Origin of the sequence: Mycoplasma testudinis ATCC 43263 (assembly GCF_000687795.1) — a bacterium.
GTDB lineage: Bacteria > Bacillota_I > Bacilli_A > Mycoplasmatales > Mycoplasmoidaceae > Mycoplasmoides > Mycoplasmoides testudinis.
In genome coordinates this window covers 25,560-49,082 of record NZ_JHXT01000007.1, presented here as the reverse complement: position 1 = coordinate 49,082, position 23,523 = coordinate 25,560, and the positions used below count along the sequence as shown (strand labels likewise).

Below are 23,523 nucleotides of genomic sequence, written 5' to 3'. Positions count from 1 at the left end.
AAAATAATAAAATAACTAATTCGCATGATGAATAATATTCAGCTGTTAGAATAAGTTAGACAGCCACACCAGTTCCATTAAATGACATTAATACTAATCACGAATTTTCATTAGCAGTAGTTACAAACCGAATATATCGACCATAGATATTTGAACTTGAAACATCAATGTCTATAGCTCCATTTGAAGTTGCTGCACCTTGTTTGACAGAAACCCAATTGCTTCCATCAGTAGATACATCAATACGGTAATTACGCCAATAGTGGCCTACATCTGATTGTTCCAAATCAAAATGCGGAACTGTGGAAGCAGCAGGAGCTCCGTTAACAATGTGGATGGTTTTCAGTAAATACAAGCGTCCTAAGTCAGAAGAAATATAATCTCCAGCTAAAAAACTAGGACGGGCTCCACTTGTTCAAACAAATCTAGCATATGTTGTTGTGTCGTTATTGTCGTTTAAACTATTGCTCGCACGACCAACGTCATTAGTTCCACCATTATCAGAATAATCAATTTGAATCGGCGTAAAATTCTTTGGCTCTAAAATTGGACCATTATTGACCCCAACGCCGATAGTACCTCGTAAACTAGTTGCTGCTGGCGCAGGATAAGTTACTTTAAGATTACTAATTCCGTAATTTTGTAAAGATATTACATTTGGATTTGAATAATCAATGTTAGCGATTCGAGAAATACTATTAGCCGAATTTGCTTTGCTTAAAGAAATTGCTCGATTATAAGTTCCCATAAGAGTACCATCTTGAACTGTCAAGGCAACCTCGACGCCTTTAAAATCAGTGGCTGTTTCTTGTCATAAATACAGAATTGTTGATCCTGTAGAATTTTTAACTCAAGCATAATTATATGGCGTACTTGTACCCATTGCCGAGCCGCTTGTGGATGCTGAAAAAACAAAATTATTCATAACAAAATCAAGCGATAAATTAGTTGGGAATGTTCCATACGGAATAATCGTAAACTGTTGGTTTGGAGCAATTGATTCAATGGTATTAGTAAATGATGTCGGATTATTAACTGGTGGCTTATTAAAGCCATTAATTGTAAATGGAGTTCCTGCATAAGAATTATTTATTTCACCAGTTCGATCGTAAACCATTTTGTCTTTCTTTAAGAACGCATTTATGGTAATTGAACCATCATTTGGATTAATTGCTCCTTTAGTAAATGAGACTGCAAATCCAGCGTTACTAAGACCTAAAGGAAGTGTTGGGATCGGACTACTCATCAAAGCATTTACATCATCTAACGAAGGGTTATCGCTAACTGAAATATCTTTAACAAAACTAGAAGTTTTTGATTCAGCTGCTGTTGCATTCAAATTTTGAATAGCATTATAAAAATTATCTACTAGATTTGTCGATTTAGAATATCCTGATAATGAAACATCAACCCCGGCTGTTTGTAAATCTTCGGTAACTCTTCCTGTAGCGTCATAATAAATGTCACCAGTAGGTGTAGTTTGTTTTAAAATTGCCTTTAATTGAATTGATCCTGAATCATTATCAGTTGTTTGTTTATGAAAGAACAAGGAAAAATTTAGGTTATTCAAGTCAACTGAGATACTAGGAACTGGAGTATTTACTGCAATAACTGATGCAAATTGAACAACTGAAGCATCATCTGGCAAAGTGTTATTGCTTGCAATATTGATTCCTTCAGAATTATTAACTGTGAATTTTGAATTTTTTAATAACTCTTGATAATACCCAGTAATCTGTCGTTGTCTTTTTTGTTGCACTTCAAGTTGTTGTTGAGCCAAAATATTTAGTGGTTGCTGATTAATCTGATATCATGCAGTAGGTGCTACGATAACAACAGCACCCACAACACCTAAACCAGCTCAAATAGCAGTTCATGCTTTAACATTAAAGCGCATCAATTTTTTTGGAGGGTTTGAATTAGACATAGTTTTTCTTTCTAAAAAAATCAAAATAAGACGATAAAATATTTAAAAATATGTACATCTTCTAAGGGTAATAATTATTCTAACATTTAAAACATTAATATACAAAAAAGGGTCTGTTTAGACCATCCCTAATTGCTGGTTCTTTTAAAAAGTGTGCAAGATGACTCATCTAAATAGTATATAAACGTTTAGTTTTAATGTTAAAAAATAATCGCCGTATCAAAAAATAGAAAATACTTATTTAAAAAAAATAACCAATGATTAATTATTATGTGACGCGTACGTGACGCGAGAAAAATAACTTTTGGTAATCAAAACCAACAAAAGCAAAGAATATTTGTCAATGTCACCACTAAAAACTACTCTAAGCATTTTAATCCTTAAACTTTATTATTACATTTTATTCCTTTTATCAAACCCTAATTTAAACCCCATTAGGAAATACTGCAGTTGGGTAATTATTAATCCCTTTTTGTTGCATCATTTCTTTGAGATTTGATCGATATGAATTCTTCTGAAAAGGATGACCTGTTTTATCAATTAGATTGTAAGAGTGCATAATTGCTCGACCATCTGCAAAATCTGTATATTCATCTTGGGATTGAGCAAACGGAATGAAAAAGCCCCCATTTTTGCCATCACTAACGCTACCGGCATAAATTCCTATTGGTAGTCCAAAATCGCTCATAACTAACGATCCGCTAGCACCAGAACCTAAAGCTCCATAACTAAAACGTCCTTGATATCCATAATAATCAAATCAGTATTTCTTCATAAAATAGTCAAGGCTCAAATTATCCATACCATTAAATTCAACTCCAGCACTATTACCATCTCGATTTTGCAAATCAATGGCAGCCTCCTGGTTGGTTAAAGTTGTAAAATAATTGTAATTTGGCACTGCAGCAAACGAGCCGCCTGAAGTAACAGGGTAGCCAAAATCAGACAATTCTTGAATAACATTAGCTCCGTTTGTTAGTTTAGTTGGATGCATTCCGTTGTTATGGGTTGCGCTAATATAATCTTGATCCATGTAGGGAATAGATCCACTTGCATTAGGAACTTTTTTAGTCAAAACTTTTGCTATAGAATTATCTAAACTATTTTTGGCATCCATAAACCATTGGTTAATTCTTGTTAAACCTTGTTGCGTCGATGCAAATGAATATGAGTTTACAGAATCCGTGTCTAAAATTTGCAAGTTTTGGTTGCTTAAATCAACGTCTACAGAGAAAACCATAAAATCTTTCATAAAGCCAAAACTCTTTTGGTTTCGTAAATTAGTTATTTTTTCTTTATAGTCAGAATCACCAGAGTTTAAAAATTTGTTTTCAGCGCGATTCTTGAACACATTACTAAACTGAGCGTTAGTGGTTTCGCTCATAAAATCGGCGGCCGCAAATATCATTCTAGGCTTTCCAAGGCCAGGGTAATAAGATCCAAAATCAGCTTGTTTTGATCCGAAGTTCTTATTTGTAATATACGCAACATTAATAAGTCCATTTCTTGCAGTCGGATTAACACCACCGTCCAACGGGTTAAAATTTAAGTCACCTTGTGATTTTCCTAACATAATATCAACTTCTTCATTTGGATTAGTTACATTGTAATCAAAATCTAATCCGGTTGCTGCTGTATTGTGTAGTGGATCACCACCTACGTGAATATTAGTAGCCAAATAAAAAGTAAACTTTTTTAAATTTTCAGGATCTTGATGATAATCTAAAACTCATGAGGTCCCTCTATAATTGGACGGTGCTAGGATATTTCCATTTGCTTGTTTAACGGCAAAGCGAACAGAGAAAGTACGATCATAAATACTTTTTAAAACATCGACTTTTGATTCTCGCGAAATTTGACCATTAATCTGGTTATTATCAATACTTGCTTTAAAATCGGGATCGTTTGGCGTTGCACCATCACTACTTTGGGTCGCCAATTTTTGAGGTGGAAATGTTGCTGATAAATTTCAAGTCCCATCTGATAGCTTATCACCGTTACCAACCGGAACTGGTTTTTCTTTGGGTTCTTCTGGTTTTGCTGGTTGTTGGTTAGGCTGACCACTATTTACATCTGGGTTAGTCTCATCTGGTTTTGCATCCGAAATAACTGTCGATGCAAAACCAAATGCAAGATCAGTGTGATAATTATGATCACCTAATTGCAAACTAACAATTAAAAAGCCGTCGTTAACACTTAATTTAAGAACGATCACATTTGTTTGAAATTGAATGTTTATTTGAGCATCTTTTTGAATTTGTTCTCATTGTAACTTTGCCGAAAATGTATTCAAAAAAGACAAGTAACTATTTAAATCTTTTTGATTGGACTTGATGGTAATTTGGCTTTGTGTTGAAACTAAATTGTCCAAAGCCTTTTTGTCGTGCTCAAAAGCAATTTGCTTTTGGGCGTTTCCGTCATTCATAGCCTGGGCACAAGATCCCAGAACTGGCGCAAGTAAACTAAGACCTGTGAACATTAAAAGAAAAAGTTTTTTCTTATTGTGTTTCATGAGGTCTCCTTTCGAGATTATAGTTAAAGTTATTCGTTAATAACAACGTCAGCAGTTGAACCAATGAAGCTGAATTTTTCAGGATTCACTCCTTTGAATTTTCCGTTGATAATTTCAATTACAGAATCAACGGTTTGTTCTAATGGAACAAAGACTCCTTGTTCTTTTGTGTATGTTTCTGCCACAAAAAATCTTTGGGTAAAGAAGTTTTGTAACTGTAAAGCTTTTTCAACGACGATTTTGCTCTCTTCATCCAGTTCGTCAAAACCTAAGATTAAAATAACGTCTTCGAGTTCTTTATATTTTTGCAAAATCGATTTAGCTTGTAAAATTGCATTAAAATGTTTTTCGCCGATGATATCAATATTCACACTACTTGAATTTGAAGCCAACGGATCAAATGCTGGATACAAGTTTTTTTCTACTTGTTCACGCGATAATACCAACGCTGAATCTAAATGACTGAAAACAGAAACCGCTGCAGGGTCAGTTAAATCATCCATTGGTAAAAACACAGTTTCAAAGGCAGTGATCGAACCACGATCACTAGTTGTCAAACGATCTTGAACAGCTGATACATCACTATCCAAAGTCGATTGATAGCCACCGATTGATGGTTTGTTTCCAAGTGATGATGAAACTTCATTTCCTCCTTGAATATAACGGTAAATGTTATCAATAAAAACGAAGACATTTTCTTTTTGGTAATCCCGTAAATACTCAGCACTAGTTATTCCAAATGGGACAATATTCATTCTTGCTCCTGGAGGTTCATTCATTTGCGAAATATACATAATTGTATTACTCATCAATTTAGAAGCAACTAATTCATTATATAGTTCTAGACCTTCGCGGGAACGTTCGCCACTACCAATAAAAATTGAAGAAACATTGCCTTGAGTTTTTTTAGAGTTAAAAATTATTTCTTTCATTAAAACTGTTTTACCAACTCCTGCACCACCTAAGATACCTAATTTAAATCCCTTAAGAATAGGAATAAAAAAGTCAATAGCTTTAATTCCGGTTTCAATAATTTGTCGATTGGGAACTAGCGAATTAGTTTTTAAAGAAATCGAATTCATATCAATGTAACGGACTGGCTCGCTTGTTTTATTTTGCGTTAATGGAACACCCCGGATATCGAAAACATTATTTTTTGCACCGTTACCAACTGGAACCAATAATCCGTGCATCGTATTTTCAAAAATATCTCCAATACGAATTGGTTCGTCTGTATCAACCACAATTGCTAAAACATTAGTGTCTGATAAAATCTTTTTGATTTGAATAAACGAACGATTCGAGGCATTTTTTAGAATGTGATCTAAAACCAAGTCATTGGATTTTTGATCAAATTGGATTTCAACGACGTTCGTGAATATATTAATTACTTTACCAAACATTATGCATTCTCCATTTTTTTAATTATTGTATTCATTTCCGCAGTTGTAAATTTAATAAATTCAATATCTAAAGGAATATAGTTATCAATCTTTGCGGCTGTAAAATATTGATTTAAAGCTGAAGCGAAATAATTTTTCATTAACACATTATCAAAGTTTTCGCCAGAAACAACCATTTTAAAAATTGCTTCAGCAACTGGATCTTGGTCAATTAATGTCGTAATAAATTTCTTGGCTTTTTCAGAATCTGAAACATATCGTAAAATACCCCAAGTAATTAATTTTGCCATCAACAACAAGAAGCGTTCACTATAGCCAGCTAATCCTTTTTGGTTTAACATCTTTTCGATTTCACGGCCCTTATGAATTAATTCACTAGTTTCTTTATTTAATTCATAATCCAAATTAGCCAAACGAATTTGTTTTTTATAAGCTAAATAAATTTTTGAAATTTCTCCAGCAATAGTTTTTGTTGTTTGGTTTTGCACGGAGTTTCCGGTCCGTGACACTGATAAGTTAAAGTTAATAGCAGGCAATTTTCCTTGCGCAAATAAATCAGTATCAGTAACAATTTGACCATCAGTGATGGAAATAATATTTGTTGAAATCAATCCGGTAACATCGTTGTTAATTGTTTTCACAATCGGAATACAAGTGATTGATTTTCGACCAATGAACTTTCCACTTTTTTCAAGAAGTTTTGAATGGAGATAAAACACATCGCCAGGGAAAGCTTCTTTCCCTATTGGTTTATCAATTAATAGTGATAACTCACGGTAGACATGAGCGTGTTGAGTCAAGTCATCAAATACAACTAGGACATCATCTTCGTACGAAAAATTTTCGGCATGAGCCATCGCCACATAAGGGGCTAGAAACTGCTGGTAGGCACTAGTTGCACTAGCTTCAATAATGATGGTATTTGATAACGCACCATGTTTTTTTAATAAGTCATAAACTGAGGCTAAATTTTCCCGTTTTTGACCAATGGAAACATAAATACATTTAACGTTGCGTTTGATTTGATTAATAATCATATTTAAGGCAATATGACTTTTTCCAGTTTTGCGATCACCCAAGATTAATTGCCGTTGTCCTAAACCAATTGGAGTAAACAAATCAATCCCTAAAATTCCAGTATAAAGTTGGGTATTTAATTCTTGTCTTGCAAGCATATTAACTGGTTTAGATCATAAATCTGCAACATAAGGAACATCATATGTTACTGTACTTGGTTTAGGTAAAATGACATTGCCATAAACGTCAATGATATTTCCAAAGAATTTATGTGACGAACGAACAAATTTTAATTGCGAATTTTCAATTAGCTCATCCCCAATTTTAAGATTGTCTGATTTATTGTCAATTAATAAATAAGCACCTTTTTCTGTTGCAGTAATTAAATAAGCATTAATCTGGGGTTTATCTTTCAAATAAAAGAATTGTCCCTCATGGAAACTATAGTTTCCTTGCACTTCGACAATATTGTCCAAAATTGCTTTAATAATAACTTTATTTTGCATAATTATTTTCCTTTGAGACCTTGCTTTTTAAACCATTTAAAACGAAGGGTAATGATGGTAATCACTAAAGCACCCGTTAGGGCCCCTAACACTCCAAGAACGATTGCTGTCACGTTGGTTGGTGTAGTAATCGTAGCAACGCTTTGCTTAAATTCTTGAACCACTTGGTTTTGATTTTGGTTATCAATTGGAGGTTGATTGGTTGCAAGCTGCATGATGTTAAACAACGGGCGATAGAAAACGTTAGCATTAATTGATAAATTAAGAAGATTGTCAAATCCTGAAATTGCCGTATTGTTTGATGTTAAATCAATGTTTTCCATCGCGTCTGCTTGGGCTTTCAAGCGATTAAACAATAACACTGCATCCGAAGTTGACAAACCTAATTTTTCATAAAACGAATTCAAAAGTAAGCGGTTATCTTCGTATAGTTTTTGGAGGTTATTAATTCTTGAAACTAGTAAGTTACGAATGTATTGGGCTAAAGGAGTGCTGTCTATTTTACTGTTAATAATGTAACTGATAAATAAATTGTGAACACGATTGGCAAAATCATTTAAAGAAGCATCATTACTTCCTTGCTGAATTGCTTGTTCCATAAACTCGGTAATTGTTGTTTGAAAATTATTATTAGCTTGTTGATTAAAAACAATTTTTGTTAAAGCAAATAAAATGTTTGATACCCGGATTTGATCGTCAGGAGTTAACCCTTCTAATTTACTAACATCAAAATTATCAGTCACTTTCAAAGCGTCCTGGATTTTATTGAAAGCTTTTCTTAGAGTTGTAAATTTAGTATATTCTAAATCGGTATTAAATTGCAAAGCACTAGCCGCATTAGGCGCAGCATTAAACGGAACGATGTTAGTAACATTAGCTTGATAATCACGAGTGTTGTTGGCTACTAAATTATCAATTAGATGAACGTTACCTGCAATCGTGCTTCCTGATTGAGATAGATTAGTAAAGGTATAAGTGAAGCGCTTATTAATCGGGTTATCAAAATAGATGATTTGGTCTTTTTGTTCTTGGGTTAAGGCGTTATTGTAGGCTTGAATTAATTGCAAAACAGACATTTGGTCATAACGCTTGTGAGTTAATGGATCTGATAATGAAGTTATCTTTGGATCAAGGTTTGGAATATCACGAATTTCTGTTGCTTTATTTGCTGGTAATGGTGTTTCATTATTATCAATTGTAACGTTTTCGTTGGGATTAGTAGGTGGTTGTTCAGGTTCAGGAACAACTGGCGCAACCGGGGGTGGTTGAATTTGTTGAGATTGTTGACTATTAATGTTTTGGTTTAAATCAAAATCAGCAAAGCGGGGTTTAATTTTCGAAATGATATAGTCATCTCAAGTTGTAATTCCTGAAATATTAAGTGGATCAGAAGCAACAAAGACAATTGAACCGTCGGCCTGAGATTTTGGTGTAAAAACATAATCGCGGCCCAAAACAGGTTGATCTTCTTGATTTAAGAAAATCGTTTGAAAGTCTTTTGTTAAAGCGGCGTTGTAGTCAGTGAAAATTTTGATAAATTCTTCATTTGTCACCGTATTATCTTTTTCACCAGTACTAGTTAAATCACTTGGATTAGCCACTAACTTAGCATAAGTTGGTAACGTTGAATTAGAGTCAGCTGGACTCGCAAATGAAATTTTTTCATAAGTTTTACCATTATAAGTAATGTTGCCCGAATTGATTTTTAAGTTAGTTGCAAACACAGCTGGATAGATTCATTCAAATCCATATTTCATCGGATCTTTTTTAATATTTTCTTCATTATTTTGCAAGAACTCTTTAACTTTTTGTAAGTAGAAAATTCGGGACTGACGTTGTCCGGTTTCTGTTGCTGTAGTTGTTGTATCATCGTTTTGAATTAAAGAGGTAATTTCAGTATTAATGGCAGTATCAATTGTGTTAATTAAAGTGGTGATATCTGTAATTAAAGTTCTTTGGTAATAACCTGCATTTTGTTGCAAAACTGTATCATCGATTGCTGGCTTTGTTGTGGTTTCATTTTCTTGTGAAACTAAACCTAATGCATTTGCAGATGAAAAAGTTTTTGTGTGGGTTGGTTGAACAGCACTGATGACAATTGGTGTAACTACCAATGCTGAAAAAAGACTCAATCCAAGCGTTCATTTTTGTTTATTCTTTTTCATGGTTATACCTCCTAATCGGTTTCTCTTGCAACTAAACTAAATTGCATCATTAATTCGTATTTTTTAAGCTCGATCATCGCTAATTCTAATTCAATTTGATCAGCAATCCCTAAGCCCCAATCTTGTGCTTGTTTTAATTCTTGAATTTTGGTTTTTAATTGTTTAATCTTTTCAATCGGATTTTTAGCTTGGATATTTAGATAATCTTGATAGTAAACTACTAATGGTTCATTTAGATAAAGGTTTATTTCATTACCTTGTTTTTTTAATAAGCTTTTTGATAATAATAAATAGCGAGACCTTTTAGAATGACGATCAAAACGGACAAAAAAGTTTTCGCTTTTAACAAGTACATTATCATCAAGCTCATCCCATACTTGTTCTAAATCGTTATAAACAAAAACAGAATTGGCAGATCATATTTTTGTTTTACCGTCATTCTTAATAAGATTGACTTTAAGTAATTGAAAAGTATTGGTGTTTAATTTATCCATGAGATTGCTCCCCTAACCGCTTGTTACCTTCAGTAATCATAACGATTTCTTCAATTTCTTTTTCCCGCATAATTTTGATTAGATCAATTTTGTTTTTCTTGATTAAATCGTCAAGCTGTTTTAATTGTCGGTTTTCTTCAATCAACTTATTTTTAAAATTGATAAAAGAAGCTTCGACAACCATAGTATCAACAACGTTTTCAAAATAATTTGTAGCCATTGATTCTAAAAATTCGTTGACTCCAGGATAAATTTTAAAGTCCTGTAATTGCATTTTATCAATATCTTGTTGTAATTCATTTAAAGACATTTTGAAATCGAATTTTTTAATGGGAAAAATTGTTGCTACATAATCGTCAATTTTGTTGGTGTTTAAAATGAATTTAACTTCTTGAAATTGGTTTGAAACAATATAAGTTTTAATCAAGCGAGCGAGTTTAGTGGATACTAATTGATTATTAAAATCATCAAATGCGTGCAAAAGGGTTAAATTATTTTGCTTTACAAACTCTTGAGCTTCTTTGCCTAATGTAATGTAAGCGTCTTGACTTTTGTTTTGTGATAATAATTTTTCATTAGTTTTAATATAAAAGTTCTTGGTATATTTTTGGACATTAGTCAAATAGATTCACAAGGTCTTGTGAGCAAAATTATTTTTGGTTTTTTGTTTTGTTAAATCATTTTCATTTTTTCAAATTGGTGAAATTAAATGTTCGCGATTAACCAATAATTCGATCAAATGTTGACTTAAAAGCACGTTCTTTAATAAAAAACGCGTTTTCTTGATCAATTGATTAATTTGAATCATAGAAATGTTTCTTTTTAAAGCAACGATTTTCTTAATTGAAATAAAGTTTTTAAGTCTTAATTTGATTTTTTTAATGTTCATATTTAATTCGCTTTAGCTAATGTGGCAGCATTAAATGCAATTTTTAATTTTGTTGTTCCTTTAATTTTGTATACAACAACATTAGGAATCACTTCAATGTAGCGATTTTCATCAATACAATAAGCATTGATTAATGTGTTATACATTTTAAAGAAGGCATCAAGTGCAGCTGACTCTGTCGGAATTGTAGTATTGAGAGCATCAACATTTGAAGATTCAGGATTGTCTAATGTGGGAATCAATTTTGTTAAACTGATGCGAATGTTACGCACTCACGAAATAACAAAAGAGTTAAACACGATATCATACCGTTTATCGTATGCAGTGGCAAGCATTCGTTTGAAAACATCAACAACTTTACTATCAGGTCCTTCGTTGGTCATTAACATTGTCGAACCCAATAGTTGATTGAAAGAAATAAAATCGCGTAATTGAACAATCTGATCGTATTTATCATAAATATCAGTTTCCTGTTCGAAAACAGTTTCTTTGGATACAATTTTTTTAGCTTTAAAAATGGACATATATTTTACCTACTCTCGTGAATGAATCATTGTTTTTCGAATCATTTTAATTTTCTTTTTCTTCGGATGCAAAGCGCGATATTGTTGATAAACAATTGCACTACTAAGACCAATCAAACCAGCAAAAATTACCACAACTATATAAACTACTAATTCAGCGACAAATGGTAATTGTGATAAGTCTAATGGCAAGATATTTTGGTGATTTATTAGAATCATCCGAAAACCAATTATTGTCAAAACCAAGAAAATACTAGTTACCATAAATGCCAACATCACAATTTGGTAATTACGAATGCGTTTTTTCAAGCGAATTAAAAGATCAAATAATAAAACTCCAGTAGTTCACGCACTACTTCAAACAATTTTATAAACTTCGTTATCAAAACGATTAATATTAACTGATATTAAAGTCATAATCCATGATATCAAGATGACAAATCCAGATAATAAGAATGAATTCAAAACTCCAGAAAATATCGGTAACTTAAGTGATTTTAAGATAAAATAAGCAACCAAAATAATGAGATTTAAAGCCACTACAGCACGGAAGTTATTTAAAGGTTTAATGGTCCCTAAAATCGGATCGAATACAGGAAAAATTCCAAATGCAATTGAACTAAACCAAATTAGAATACTTAAGAAAATAACACCAGCAAAACTTATTATATGTGCAAAGTAATTTCGGGCAGATTTAGTTTCCCGAGCATAAAAGATATTAGCTAAATTATTTAATGAAAATAAAATAAACCCAGCCAAAGTTAAAAAGAAAACAATCACCACAGCGGGTGCTGAAGTGATATTGATTAATAATGCATCAACACCAGAAACCAAAACATTATTGTCAAAGGAATTAAGACTTTGATTTCCAGTAAAAGCCATTAAGCCAAAGACGATATAAAAAATAATTAAGGTTAATAATTTGCTTGCATAACTGATGTACAGCAATTTCAATTTAATGTTATTGTACGGACTTAATTTTAAGAACTTACGTTCCACGATTAAAAAGTGCAATAAACTAACCACATAAATATAAAGTCAGATCAAACTAAAAATGAAAATATTTGTAAACGAAAAATTATCTTGATATAAAAAGAAACTAAAAACTCCAACATAAGCCGGAATTAAATTTAATGTTGTTCATCAAATTATTTTAATGTAATGCTTATTAAATTGGTTCAGGTTTTTATAAGCATTTGAAAATGCGGCTAAAATAATTAAATAAAGAATAACCGAGCGAAAAGCAGCAGCATAATTTTGAAACTTTAACAATGGCGTGTTAATTTTTAAAATTTCTTGTATGCCAATCGTTTTGGCATTAAAGAAATAATCACTTAATCCATATAATGTGATTAAACTAACGATAAATAAAGAACCTAAAATGATAAATTTAATGATGAAGGTCGTTAAATTCGACTTTGTGTTAATTAAACTAAAACTAGCACGTTTTGTTTTTAAGAAAGTGCTTTTAATGGTTTTTATTAAAGGTTGAACTTTAAAAGTGAGTTTTTGCATTGTTAATAAATCATACCTTTTAATTAGTTGATCCAAATAATCATGAATCAGCTAGTGCGTTTTTACCATTACTATCAGTTTGTTTTTGGAGCCATTGTTTAAATGAATTAGTTTGGTTAACGCCTCCACCATTAATTAAGTCATATCCGTATAAAAGATTGTGGCCGTTAGCATCCTTCAATTCAGGACTTACAAAAGCATCAACTAAACCAGTGTTAGCACCCTCCACAGTTCCCCAATAGATTCCAAGAACATTACCATTTCCATCAACAACTAAAGATCCAGATGCACCACCTTGTAAGTTCGTATCATCAACTCCTAAGGTTAAACCAAAACGTTGGTACCAATTACCTTGGTATTTTAAATCAAGCGCACGACGTGCAATTCCGTTAATAGTTGTTGTATCTGACGTATCAACAATTCTACGAATGTCATAAATTCCAGGTAATGATTGATCGTAATTATTAACAAATTGATTATTGGTAGAATTTGCATAACTTTGACCATTATTACGATCAACTGATCCCGTTCGTTTGTTAATTACAGGATATCGTCCAACTGATGTACCACCAGTTAAAGGGAATCCTAAAACATAAATATTTTTGTTATTAACTAAAGTTTGACTACTGTGTCCTAAAACTCCGGCTTTATCAAATTTAAATTTAGGTGTACGATATTTAGTTGCAAAATCAGCAGTGGCTTTTTTAGCAGTTGCTTGATCTGGATAAGTAACCTTAATAACGGCAAAGTCTTTAAAGTAATTATCTAGCGTGTTAAGACTGTTAGGATTACGTTGGTCATAAACGTTAATCGATGATTTATTGTTAATAAAGTCCTTAGCTTCAAAAACAATTTCAGGATAAGTTTCGTGTTGTAATGTTGTAAATTCAGTTGTTTTAGTAACTGGATTATACTTCCCAATACTAATAAATTCATTTGGTTGCAAGTTATTTTTATTGTTATTCATATTCGCAATAACGTGCATGTTAGTTCCATAATACCAAGTTGTTGGATATGAACCATCACTTGTTTTTTGATAGTCTAAAATCCACGCCGTTCCATCTTCAGTTTCTTTGGCAGGAAGACTGCTATTTGGTTGGGTAATGATACTTCCATCTTTACCTTTTTGGTCAATATTCGTGGATACAATGATTTTTGAAGTGTAATCGTTTAAAGCATTATAAATATCATTTGAAACATTATTGTATTGGGGGTTGTCTAAACTAATGTATAAACGACGGTCATTTCCAGCTGGAGATGGAACATTACCTTTATAAATACTATCAAATGCAGGAATGGTACTATTGCCAACTTTAACAGGGGCAACATTTCCTGAAACATCTACTGAAGAATCTGCACTTACTTGGAATGTTCCATTAGCAATAACTGGTGGTGTTGGATTACCTTTAACAGTTGGGTAGGCATTTGGGTTTTTATAAACTTGGTTGTTACCATAATAAATGTATTCAACAGTTTTAGGTCAACTAGCACTTTCAACTGCTTGCTGATTAAATCCAGTTGAATAAGTCGTTCCTTTAGCATCAGTATAGTCGCGTAAATCGATATTACGAATGTATTGTCAAGCGCTATTCGCATAATTATTAATTGTTGCTAAGTTAGCACTTGTCGAGCGGTTTGAACCACCAATTACTTTAACGTAAGCTTGGGGGTTATTTGGCGATGAATTAGCAAAGAACACCCCTTTAGTAACATCGTCAACTTGATATTGAACTTTATCGGTATTGTCAATTTTTAAATTTTGCAAATCAAGTGGTGCAGCAACGCCACCAACTAAAGAAGCATAAGTGATTTTTTGAAATTTCGAGAAATTAGATATTCTTGGGACATTAACGTTATTCATATCCCATTGATTGTTATCTTGGAAATTTCAATTTACTGGATAACCTCCTTCGCCACCAAATGATCCTTGGAATTCACGCCGGTTCTTACCTTGAACATAAGCATAGTTCATAGCATTGGAAATATCTTGTCGTGAAGAATTAGCTTTAATTGATAAAGTATTAAAAATAGCATTGTAACCATAATCAAAAGCAGTCGGATTAACTTTTTGATAAACTCGTGGGTCTATTCGAGTTAAATTTGTTGCTTTATCTACATCCGGATTTTTTTGACCTAACGGAGTATCTAAATCTGTATAAATATTTAATTCTGTTAAGTTGGTACTTGGACTATTGTAATTGGGATTATCAATTAAAGCATTAACAACTTGGGGATTGTTTCAATCATAAAACAAAGTTAATGATTTCACTAAGTTAGGCATACTAGCAATAAATTTAGAACTAATATCAGCTGTTGTAGCATTGATATTCCGAATCGCTACACCGATTCCAGAATTAGGACTAACAAATTGCATCTTACCATTTTGCGCACCATCATTTCTTGCCGCATCGATTAATCCTATAGCAGTTGGCTTAGCTTTGCTTGCCAAATTTTGCATTGAATGAATATTAATGATGTAGCGGTTTTCACGAATGTTGTTCGGTGCTGAAACGCTGGTGTATTCTAACAAGTTAGCAACATCTTCATAGCCTTTAATAGCACCAAGGTCTTTTTTATCATATCCGGATTGACCTTCACCTGCATTTGGTTTAAAGTTCAAATTTAAAATGTCATTTTCGGTTCTTTCTCAATTTGATGTAATTGATAAGAATCGGTTCATATTATCTTGAGTTCTTTTAAATTGCACGGCATTAACAAATGCAGGTCGAGGTTGCGATGTCCCACCAAATGATCCGTCAAGATTCATTAAAGTTGGCATTAATCCTTGCTCTAAGGTATTTAATTCTTGAGCATTAAAAGATAATTTTAAAGTAATGTTTTTAATAGCCTGAACTGATAAATCACTTGGCGAAATTTTACTATCATCAACCATCAAACGCGTTGAATTAGGAACGTTTACTTTAGGAACGCCATTAAAAATATTGGTATTATTAGCGTAATAATCTTTATTTGAATCAAAATTAATGATTGTATTAAAGACATCAAATAAATCTTTTTGTGGTTTGGTTAAACCAGTAATTGGTGTACCACTTCTAAAGGCGTTACCTAAATTAACTAAATCATTTAATGAACCACGAACAACACCCCCATTAAAGAATGAAACTTGAACATTTTCATTAATTTCTTTCAAAAGTTTATCTTTATCGGTTTGGCTATCAAGGTTAATAACTTTTTGTCCTGGAACCCAAAACAAGCTGTTTTCCTTTAATTTTTCAATATCACTTAAAGAAATTGGTTCACTTAAACGGGGCAAATTATCTAAAGTCACACCATTAGCGATTAATTTTCCTAAAACTTCAGCACTATCTTGCGACCCTAATGAAAATGAACCATAATTAAATTTATCGTTAGGATCAGTATTAGAAACTAATCCGTTGCGGCGGATTGATGGAGTTGACGAACCTACTCCGCCAATAGAATGATGGCCTTCAACTAAACTTGCAGATTCACCATTATCAGTTAATCTAGCAATTAATTCAGCTGTTGATTCACTAGGCCGATTTTGGGTTTCACGCGGCGCAGGCAGAACTGCTGGCGTAGGAGTTTCTGGCATTAATTCTGGCTTACTAGCAATAGGGGGGATTGGTTTTGGTTTTTGAACTAAAGCAGCATTTTCAGCACTACTGTCATAAATCACATTTCCATTCGAAAGAGCAGCTTGGTTCGTACCAACGACCACACCAACAGTTGTAAAGCTGGCTGCAAGCGAAACGCCTGCAATCATGCTTAACATTATTTTTTTATTGGCACGCATAGAAGCTGCTCCTTTAAATTGAAACTATCTATTGTACATAGATAGCAAGTGTTTATAAGAGATATAGCAAATCTAAGTTTTAGAAGAAGAGAATTCAAAACGAAGAATGGACTGTATATATGAACAGATTGTGGCTGATTTACTAATGGCTATAAACCACACAAATCAACCAACTAATAACAGAGTGAGAAAGAAGTAAGATTAAAAAAAGAGAAAATTAAAAATGAGAAATTTCCAAAAAAGGAGGAGAACAGAGACAGAATAGTTAGTTATAATGCAAAGACACAAAACAGCAGACGCATTTTTAATCCAGGTAATCTAATAATAAACAAAATGTAAAGATTCAACGTAAGTTAAATCGTAAAGTTAGTGTGGTTGTAAATAGATATTAAATCTGATTTACAAGTCTATTATATCTAGATTTTGCAACTTTTGTCAAATAAAGGCATAAAAACTGGTCCAAAATAATTAAAATTTGGGTAATTATTTGGTTGACAAAATTAAGCTAAAAGCTTTAATTAAGAGACTTTCGATTCTAATTCAAAGACACTTTAATTGCTTTTTTGACGCTTAAAACAATGGTTTCATACCCTTTTTAATTTAATGAATTGAAGATAATTAGCTTTGAAGTGCATTAATGAAAATGCAACTTCAGTCTTTAATTTACTTCGAATTAATAAGAAAAAGACGCCAGATAATACGGGTAAAACAGCAATTATTGATAATTGGGGAAGATATTGCTGATGCAAATTATTGATTGCGGGCGCAAAAGAATTAAAGAAATCTTGACTCACATTTCACTTTTGAGCAGTAAATAAATCTGGGTTATTGGGATCAACTCAACCAATTAAATTGTTTCGAATCTTCAAAAATGTTGTTAAATCTCCATTTAAGGTAGTATTAAACAAGCTCGGATCATTCACTATTAAATCAGCATATGTAGCTCGATGAGCACTTACTCCAGCAGTGCCTATAAAGGCGGTAATGATATCAAGTGCAGAAAAACTAATATAAATGAAAGTCCAGTTAAAAGACGTAAAGTAGGTTACTTGAGATGGATTAAAACCTCATTTATATACAATCACTCCAGAAATGATTTCTGTACCAAAGACAAAAGTAGCTCCTAATAAACCAAAAATTAAAGTAAATGCGGCGACAACTGGAAGACTTAAGCCAATTACTCCGATGCCATATGAAATCCCCAAAAAAGCAGTTCCTAAAATAATCATCACCCCAGCATAAGGAGCAATTTGATATTTTGTTGATGATCATTTAGCAATCGTTCACAATCCAGTGTAAAGTCCTAAAGAAAATAAAATTTGTCATGCAAACTGGTATGTTGCAATACTATTTTCTTGAAGAATTTGTCCAGTGTTTAAATTTCAAACTCCAGCGACATTAGCATCGGTTCGATTTCAAAAATTAGACAAAACTCCAGAGGCTGGTTCAACAATGACATACAATGAAAAAGCAGTTGCCAAACACAAAACCCAAACCCTGCGTTGTTTTAAAATGAAACTAAATTGGTTTTTAGATTCTGGGGCTTTATCTTCAATAAAAATGGAGTTGTGATTGGGGGTTTTAATGTTAAATTGCATTCCAAAAATTAAATAGACAATCATTCCTAAAATAATCACACCAATAATGACCCCACCAATTAAAGTTCATTGCCCAGCAATTCCGTCACGGGTCATCGCATTAATAAATAATAATGAAGCTACAATTCCGGCAATTTCAGCTGGTGCATTAGTAATTTTAGACGCTGCATAGCGTTGTTTTGGTTCAACAAAGAATTTAACAATTAATGGAGCCGTATAAATTAATGAAGCAGGACCACCTACTGCTAAAAAGATTCGAAAAACCAAAAATAAACCATACGAGGCTCTAGAAGCTATATCTTCACTAATTCCCTGGGATAATAAGGATTGTTTAATTTCTGGAGTAAAAACGAAAGGTAAAGAAATAATCATTAATGAAAATGCAAAAATGATTCCATTTTTATGACCAATTTTATGAAGCAATAACCCTAATAAAACAGAAGTTATTCCTCGAGTTAAAGGAATTGATCAAGTTGAAATTCTGGCGATACTAGGATCTGTTGCTGATAAGGGAAACAAAGTAGCAACTGGACCATTTCCAGTGGAATTGGCTTGATTAACACTATTGAATGCTAATTGAGCCATGGCATATACTACAAGAATTGTTAAAAACATAATTCAAGCCCGTAATTTCATTACACGTTGATCCATCAGCGGATTAAAGTGTCATATTAGCCAAGACTGTTTAACATTTAATTTTTTATCAGTAATAACCATATAATTCCAATCACATTTAAGTTCTAAAATCTTTTTATAATATGCAAAGAACAATCTATACCAATGCAAAGATTGTGGATAAATTTTAAAAAAATATTTTTAATTTTCAAGGAAATAAAATAAGTGACAACCTTCCATTTATTAGTTTTTAATTTTCCCAAATAGCACCATAAAAAAATAATGATTCAAGTAATTAGTATTCTAAGAATTATTTTCGATTTCAGGAATTCTGAAGCATAAATAGAAAATTAAAAAAACAGTAACTTTATATATTGTTTAAAATCTGATCATTAATCACAAAATAAGCAAGTATCCTAATTTAGTAATTATATTAAGAAATCTAACAAATAAAGAACCGGTTGGCAATTTATTGGTTTGTTTTTATCTCATATCGAAAGTTATATGAACAAATTGAAAAAAAGTGATTATTTTATCGCGAGAGACGATTGAAGATTTAGTTAATATTAAAAATGTACTTAAAGGAGCGGAATTAATTGGCGAGCCGTTGGATGACAATGAACTAGAAACTCTGTACCGAAGTAAAGATAAGACAAAATGATTAAATGCTCACGATTGTGATATTGAGTTGAAAAGGCACGAGAAGATTTTAAAAGAAGCTGAGAAGATTAAAGATTTGTTTAAAAGCATGGCTGAGACGATTGGGGATCGGATAAGGGAAATTTCAATGTTGAAGATTGAGTTGGATAGGAAGAGGGTTGAGGGGAGTAAGTAATAAAAAAAGAGACCGAAGTCTCTTTTTTAATATACATGGTATAAATTTAGTTGTTGTTTGTTTTCGAAAAATCTTTGTTAGACAAATTGTAGTCTAGATATAAGGTTATTCCAAAATTGTTATCTTTATTAGGGTCTTTTTGATCATTAACATTTAAGTTTATTAATTTACCATCAGCATTTAATGTTTCAAAAATCGAATTGGTTTTTTGAGAAGGGATTTTATTGTACAACGATACAAACAGACCAATTGGGTTTGTATCATTTTGGATATTGAATACGAAGGTTTGAAAAGGGTTGATAAAAATATTGAAATTTTTATTTATAATGTTATTGTTGCTTTTGATTTTTGGCAGATAGTTTATTAATTTAGAAATAAAATTATAATAATCTGTTGAAATTGTTTGGTTTTTTAAAACCAAATGACTCCTACCATCCAAAGTTTTGTAATCCAAAGTATTGCCATTTTTTAAAATAGCATCATAATATTTGTCGAAAACAGTTTCTGAATTTGCATACAAAGCATTCGACCCGTTTGGACCATTTTTTTCTAAATAATTATGAATTTCATCAGAATAATTTTTAGATGCTTCTATTAATTGTTGAGGTGTAACCAAATTATTAATAGTTATTGATTTAGAATTTGAACCATTCAAAGCATTGTTATTTGAGGAAACACCAATTGTTGCTGTAATGGTTCCATCGTCATTATTATATTTTGAGAGATCGACAGAAACTTTGTATGTAAACTTAGTTTGATTCGAACTATTTGGTAATGTTGAAGCATAAGTGTCGCTAATAAATTTTGTTAATGACGAAGGATCTTTATTTTGCAAATATGCAAAATTTTCGGGGATATAATCCTTATCTTCTGTTGTTAATGTGATAGTATTTGGAATTGATTGTAATGCTTTTGTGATTTGGTTTTGTTGAGTACTAAAATTTGATACCGAAATACTTGCGGATGCATTTAAATCGGGGATATTTTGACTTTTGGCTGTAATCCTAAAGTTTGCTGTACCTTGTGTGTCGTTGGCATTTGATTCGGTAATCGTGAAATTTAAACTACTCATAATAGAAGGGATATTAATTTTATTATTTACCGATAAAACTTTATTGAAATTATCGATATTAGAAAGATCGGCGGGGGTTACTAAAGATGGAATCTTTTGAGAAAATTCGTTCGAAGCGGTAGCATTTGCATTTGTTCTTAACTGTGAAAAAAAATCTTGTGTTGTAGATTTTATTTTATCGTAACTTGCAAACCTTTCAACATTAAATTGAATGCCAGCTTCAGTGATATTTGTTGTGGCATCGCCGTTCGCTTTAAAATAAACATTTGTTCCATTACGATTTTCGCTTAATACCATTTTGACGGTTAACCGACCCACACGGTCGTCAACAGAACCACTAACTACACTAAAATTAAATAAATATTGTTTTGATGTAACAAATAATGGCGGAATAGTTGAACTTGAAGTTCCTAACATATTATTGAATTTAGAGTTGATATCATTAGGTGAGGCTGTGGTTTGAAATTGAGCTTGAACTTGACTTGGCAGTTTGTCGCTATCTAAAGCGACAAAATTAGATTTTGGCACATTATTGTAATAGTTCGCTATTTGTGCTTTATCTTGACTTGATAAGTCTACTTGACCTTGAGGATTACCAGGGTTATTTGTTCCAAGTTGATCAAAGTTTTGGCTATTGCCACAAGCAGCTGCGGTAGCTGTAATTGGCAAAGCTAATCCTAACGATAACCCAATTATTATTCTTTTTTTATTTTGATATTTCATTTTCTAGTTTTCCTATATTGATTGTTATTTATTCCTAAAACACGCCATTAAATTTTTGAGTTAATTAAATATATTTTTTAATTATTTTCTCTTCGATATTTTATGAAGGTAGACAATGCCTTTGTAAATCTTTTACCACCAGAATAATTAATCAATTTAACAAATTGACCAAAAGTGTGAATTGGATTATGCCCATTTTCATGTAAATTTGGCTGTCAGATTAAATGATGGTCAAAATCGTTAACATCTGCCATCAAATCATTAGTGCTAGAAAATAAATTTATGTATCTTTCCAGTGTTTGAAGATCCATTTCATAAAGATTTTGATTACTTATTAAACTATCAATTAAATCTATAACAAAAAGAGTTTTTAACGCTTCAGCACCCTTTATTGTTGCAATAGCTGGTTCAATTTCATAATCGTCCCCACCAAATTCTCTTATTCGTGGTTCATGATTAATTGGATCAACAAGACCTATTGTTGTTTCTGCCATTCTAATTCTGTTCACAAGTATTTGTGTTCTCTCTAAAGCTACTCGAATTAGTCATCTAAAAAAATCAATCTTTTGCTCAATTTCAAGAGCGAGCACTCCTCTACTTGTGTAATAACTTCGTAGCAAAGTTTCGATTGCCAAACGTTCTGACATAAAATCTCCTTTAATTTTCTTTAATTATGTTTTTTTTTTTTTTTTGTCAAGCCCCCTCCTGCTGTCATTCATATAAAATATTCAAAAATATGGTCTAAACATGACAATTTTGAACTTATTAAAACTAAAAGAAAAGACCAAACCTTTTTCAATTTTGCTATGAGAAAACCAAAATATTACTAACACCATTGGTTATTTAAACCTACGTAAGAATTAAGAACGTTTTTCTTGTCTCAAATCAAATGAGATTATGACCGTTTGACCTGAATTTTACTCCAGAATGATAGAGGTATCTCCGCTAGCGAATCTATAAATATATGCATATAAAAAAACAAAAAAACGCGAATTAAACCATGCTCTATACCTACTTAGGTATTCAAGTTTTATTTAACTTGTCTACTTTAAGAGGTATAGAGCATAATGAAACGAGTGATTTTTCTTTACTTAGATTGCAAGTAATTCACTATCAATTAAAATAACATCAAAAAAAGGATTTGCATCAGCAAATCCTTATCTTATATTAATGCACTAAGACAATTAGTAGCGGTCTGGATATTCTCGTGACGGACGATATCCGTAAGGTTCGTCTTCTTCAAACCGTCGGGTTGGACGATATCCATCATCTTCATATTGACGGGTATTACGAACTCTGCGGCTATCCCCCCGGCGATCGTAATCACGTGGCGGATAATCATAATTTCGACCTTCTTGGCGGTGCGTATTAACCCGAGAGTCATATTCATCATAACGACCCTTTTTAGCCTTACGGTGTCTTTTACCATATGCAAAGTGGTAAAACATTCACACGATGAATAAAATTAATCCTGCAAATGTCATTCCCATTGCAAAAGGTAAGATATAACCTAACACAATTGGACTAACTCATAGTGGTCCAGAACTAATGCCAGCACTTATAAAAGCATACATTTGGGGAATGCTTCCAAAAATACTGCTATCACCAATAAATTGGGGAGCGGCTGGACTTCAGTCTGGGCTACCATTTCCTCTGGCAAAACTTAATGCTTGAGCACTAAAGTAATTATTTGCCATCGCAATCGGATCATAAAGATTATTAAATCAGAAAGCAGCCAAGAAAACTCAAACTAAGACAGCAAAAACAACTAATGTAATGAGGGCAATAAACAAACGACCGAAAAATTTCATACGTTTCTCCCTGTGAGTATTTATTAATAATATTGCTACTTTTAAATAGAATATAATAATAAGTATACACAAAATATTTATGAAATGGAAAAAAATACATTCCTAAATTAAACACCATTGTCGTCTATATAATAATTATATA

Annotated in this window: 15 protein-coding genes; 1 reads left to right on the top strand and 14 read right to left on the bottom strand. The window is 32.2% G+C overall.

Features of this window, described 5'->3' with window-relative positions; genetic code table 4:
* Window positions 1-55 precede the first annotated feature (55 nt).
* From T384_RS0102460 to T384_RS0102410, 11 genes are all read right to left on the bottom strand, one after another.
* Window positions 56-1,927 (bottom strand): discoidin domain-containing protein, encoded by a 1,872-nt coding sequence (locus tag T384_RS0102460; protein ID WP_027119702.1) that lies wholly within the window; start codon window positions 1,925-1,927, stop codon window positions 56-58.
* A gap of 424 nt (window positions 1,928-2,351) precedes the next feature.
* Window positions 2,352-4,439, bottom strand: coding sequence for an MIP family Ig-specific serine endopeptidase (locus tag T384_RS0102455; RefSeq protein ID WP_027119701.1), 2,088 nt, complete (start codon window positions 4,437-4,439; stop codon window positions 2,352-2,354).
* A gap of 29 nt (window positions 4,440-4,468) precedes the next feature.
* Window positions 4,469-5,842, bottom strand: a complete 1,374-nt coding sequence (locus tag T384_RS0102450; protein WP_027119700.1) for an MSC_0618 family F1-like ATPase beta subunit — start codon at window positions 5,840-5,842, stop codon at window positions 4,469-4,471.
* On the bottom strand, window positions 5,842-7,365 hold the full coding sequence (locus T384_RS0102445) for an MSC_0619 family F1-like ATPase alpha subunit (protein WP_027119699.1): 1,524 nt from the start codon (window positions 7,363-7,365) through the stop codon (window positions 5,842-5,844). Before T384_RS0102445 ends, T384_RS0102450 begins: the two co-directional genes overlap by 1 nt.
* A gap of 2 nt (window positions 7,366-7,367) precedes the next feature.
* Window positions 7,368-9,530 (bottom strand): MSC_0620 family F1-like ATPase-associated subunit, encoded by a 2,163-nt coding sequence (locus T384_RS0102440; RefSeq protein WP_027119698.1) that lies wholly within the window; start codon window positions 9,528-9,530, stop codon window positions 7,368-7,370.
* A gap of 11 nt (window positions 9,531-9,541) precedes the next feature.
* Window positions 9,542-10,024, bottom strand: coding sequence for an MSC_0621 family F1-like ATPase epsilon subunit (locus tag T384_RS0102435; RefSeq protein ID WP_027119697.1), 483 nt, complete (start codon window positions 10,022-10,024; stop codon window positions 9,542-9,544).
* Entirely contained in the window at window positions 10,017-10,913 is an 897-nt protein-coding gene (locus tag T384_RS0102430) for an MSC_0622 family F1-like ATPase gamma subunit (protein WP_027119696.1), read from the bottom strand. Before T384_RS0102430 ends, T384_RS0102435 begins: the two co-directional genes overlap by 8 nt.
* A gap of 2 nt (window positions 10,914-10,915) precedes the next feature.
* A complete protein-coding gene (locus tag T384_RS0102425; protein ID WP_027119695.1) occupies window positions 10,916-11,437 on the bottom strand; it encodes an MSC_0623 family F1-like ATPase-associated protein in 522 nt (173 codons plus the stop codon).
* 9 nt (window positions 11,438-11,446) lie between these two features.
* On the bottom strand, window positions 11,447-12,952 hold the full coding sequence (locus T384_RS0102420; protein ID WP_027119694.1) for an MSC_0624 family F1-like ATPase-associated membrane protein: 1,506 nt from the start codon (window positions 12,950-12,952) through the stop codon (window positions 11,447-11,449).
* A 19-nt stretch (window positions 12,953-12,971) separates the two neighbouring features.
* Window positions 12,972-16,727 carry an MIP family Ig-specific serine endopeptidase gene (locus T384_RS0102415; RefSeq protein ID WP_027119693.1) on the bottom strand — a complete coding sequence of 1,252 codons (3,756 nt, stop codon included), beginning with the start codon at window positions 16,725-16,727 and terminating at the stop codon, window positions 12,972-12,974.
* 551 nt (window positions 16,728-17,278) lie between these two features.
* Entirely contained in the window at window positions 17,279-18,961 is a 1,683-nt protein-coding gene (locus T384_RS0102410; RefSeq protein WP_169734577.1) for a hypothetical protein, read from the bottom strand.
* A 502-nt stretch (window positions 18,962-19,463) separates the two neighbouring features.
* On the opposite strand from T384_RS0102410, the gene T384_RS0102405 reads away from it, so the two are divergent.
* Entirely contained in the window at window positions 19,464-19,775 is a 312-nt protein-coding gene (locus tag T384_RS0102405; RefSeq protein WP_027119691.1) for a hypothetical protein, read from the top strand.
* A gap of 46 nt (window positions 19,776-19,821) precedes the next feature.
* Here the strand turns inward: T384_RS0102405 and T384_RS0102400 are convergent, their stop codons facing one another.
* The 3 genes from T384_RS0102400 to T384_RS0102390 all read right to left on the bottom strand — a co-directional run bounded on the left by T384_RS0102400 (window position 19,822) and on the right by T384_RS0102390 (window position 23,381).
* Window positions 19,822-21,570 (bottom strand): lipoprotein 17-related variable surface protein, encoded by a 1,749-nt coding sequence (locus tag T384_RS0102400; RefSeq protein ID WP_027119690.1) that lies wholly within the window; start codon window positions 21,568-21,570, stop codon window positions 19,822-19,824.
* 77 nt (window positions 21,571-21,647) lie between these two features.
* Window positions 21,648-22,217, bottom strand: a complete 570-nt coding sequence (locus tag T384_RS0102395) for a hypothetical protein (RefSeq protein ID WP_027119689.1) — start codon at window positions 22,215-22,217, stop codon at window positions 21,648-21,650.
* A gap of 537 nt (window positions 22,218-22,754) precedes the next feature.
* Window positions 22,755-23,381: an MG319/MPN454 family protein gene (locus T384_RS0102390; protein WP_027119688.1), complete on the bottom strand. Its 627-nt coding sequence runs from the start codon at window positions 23,379-23,381 to the stop codon at window positions 22,755-22,757.
* Window positions 23,382-23,523: the final 142 nt, after the last annotated feature.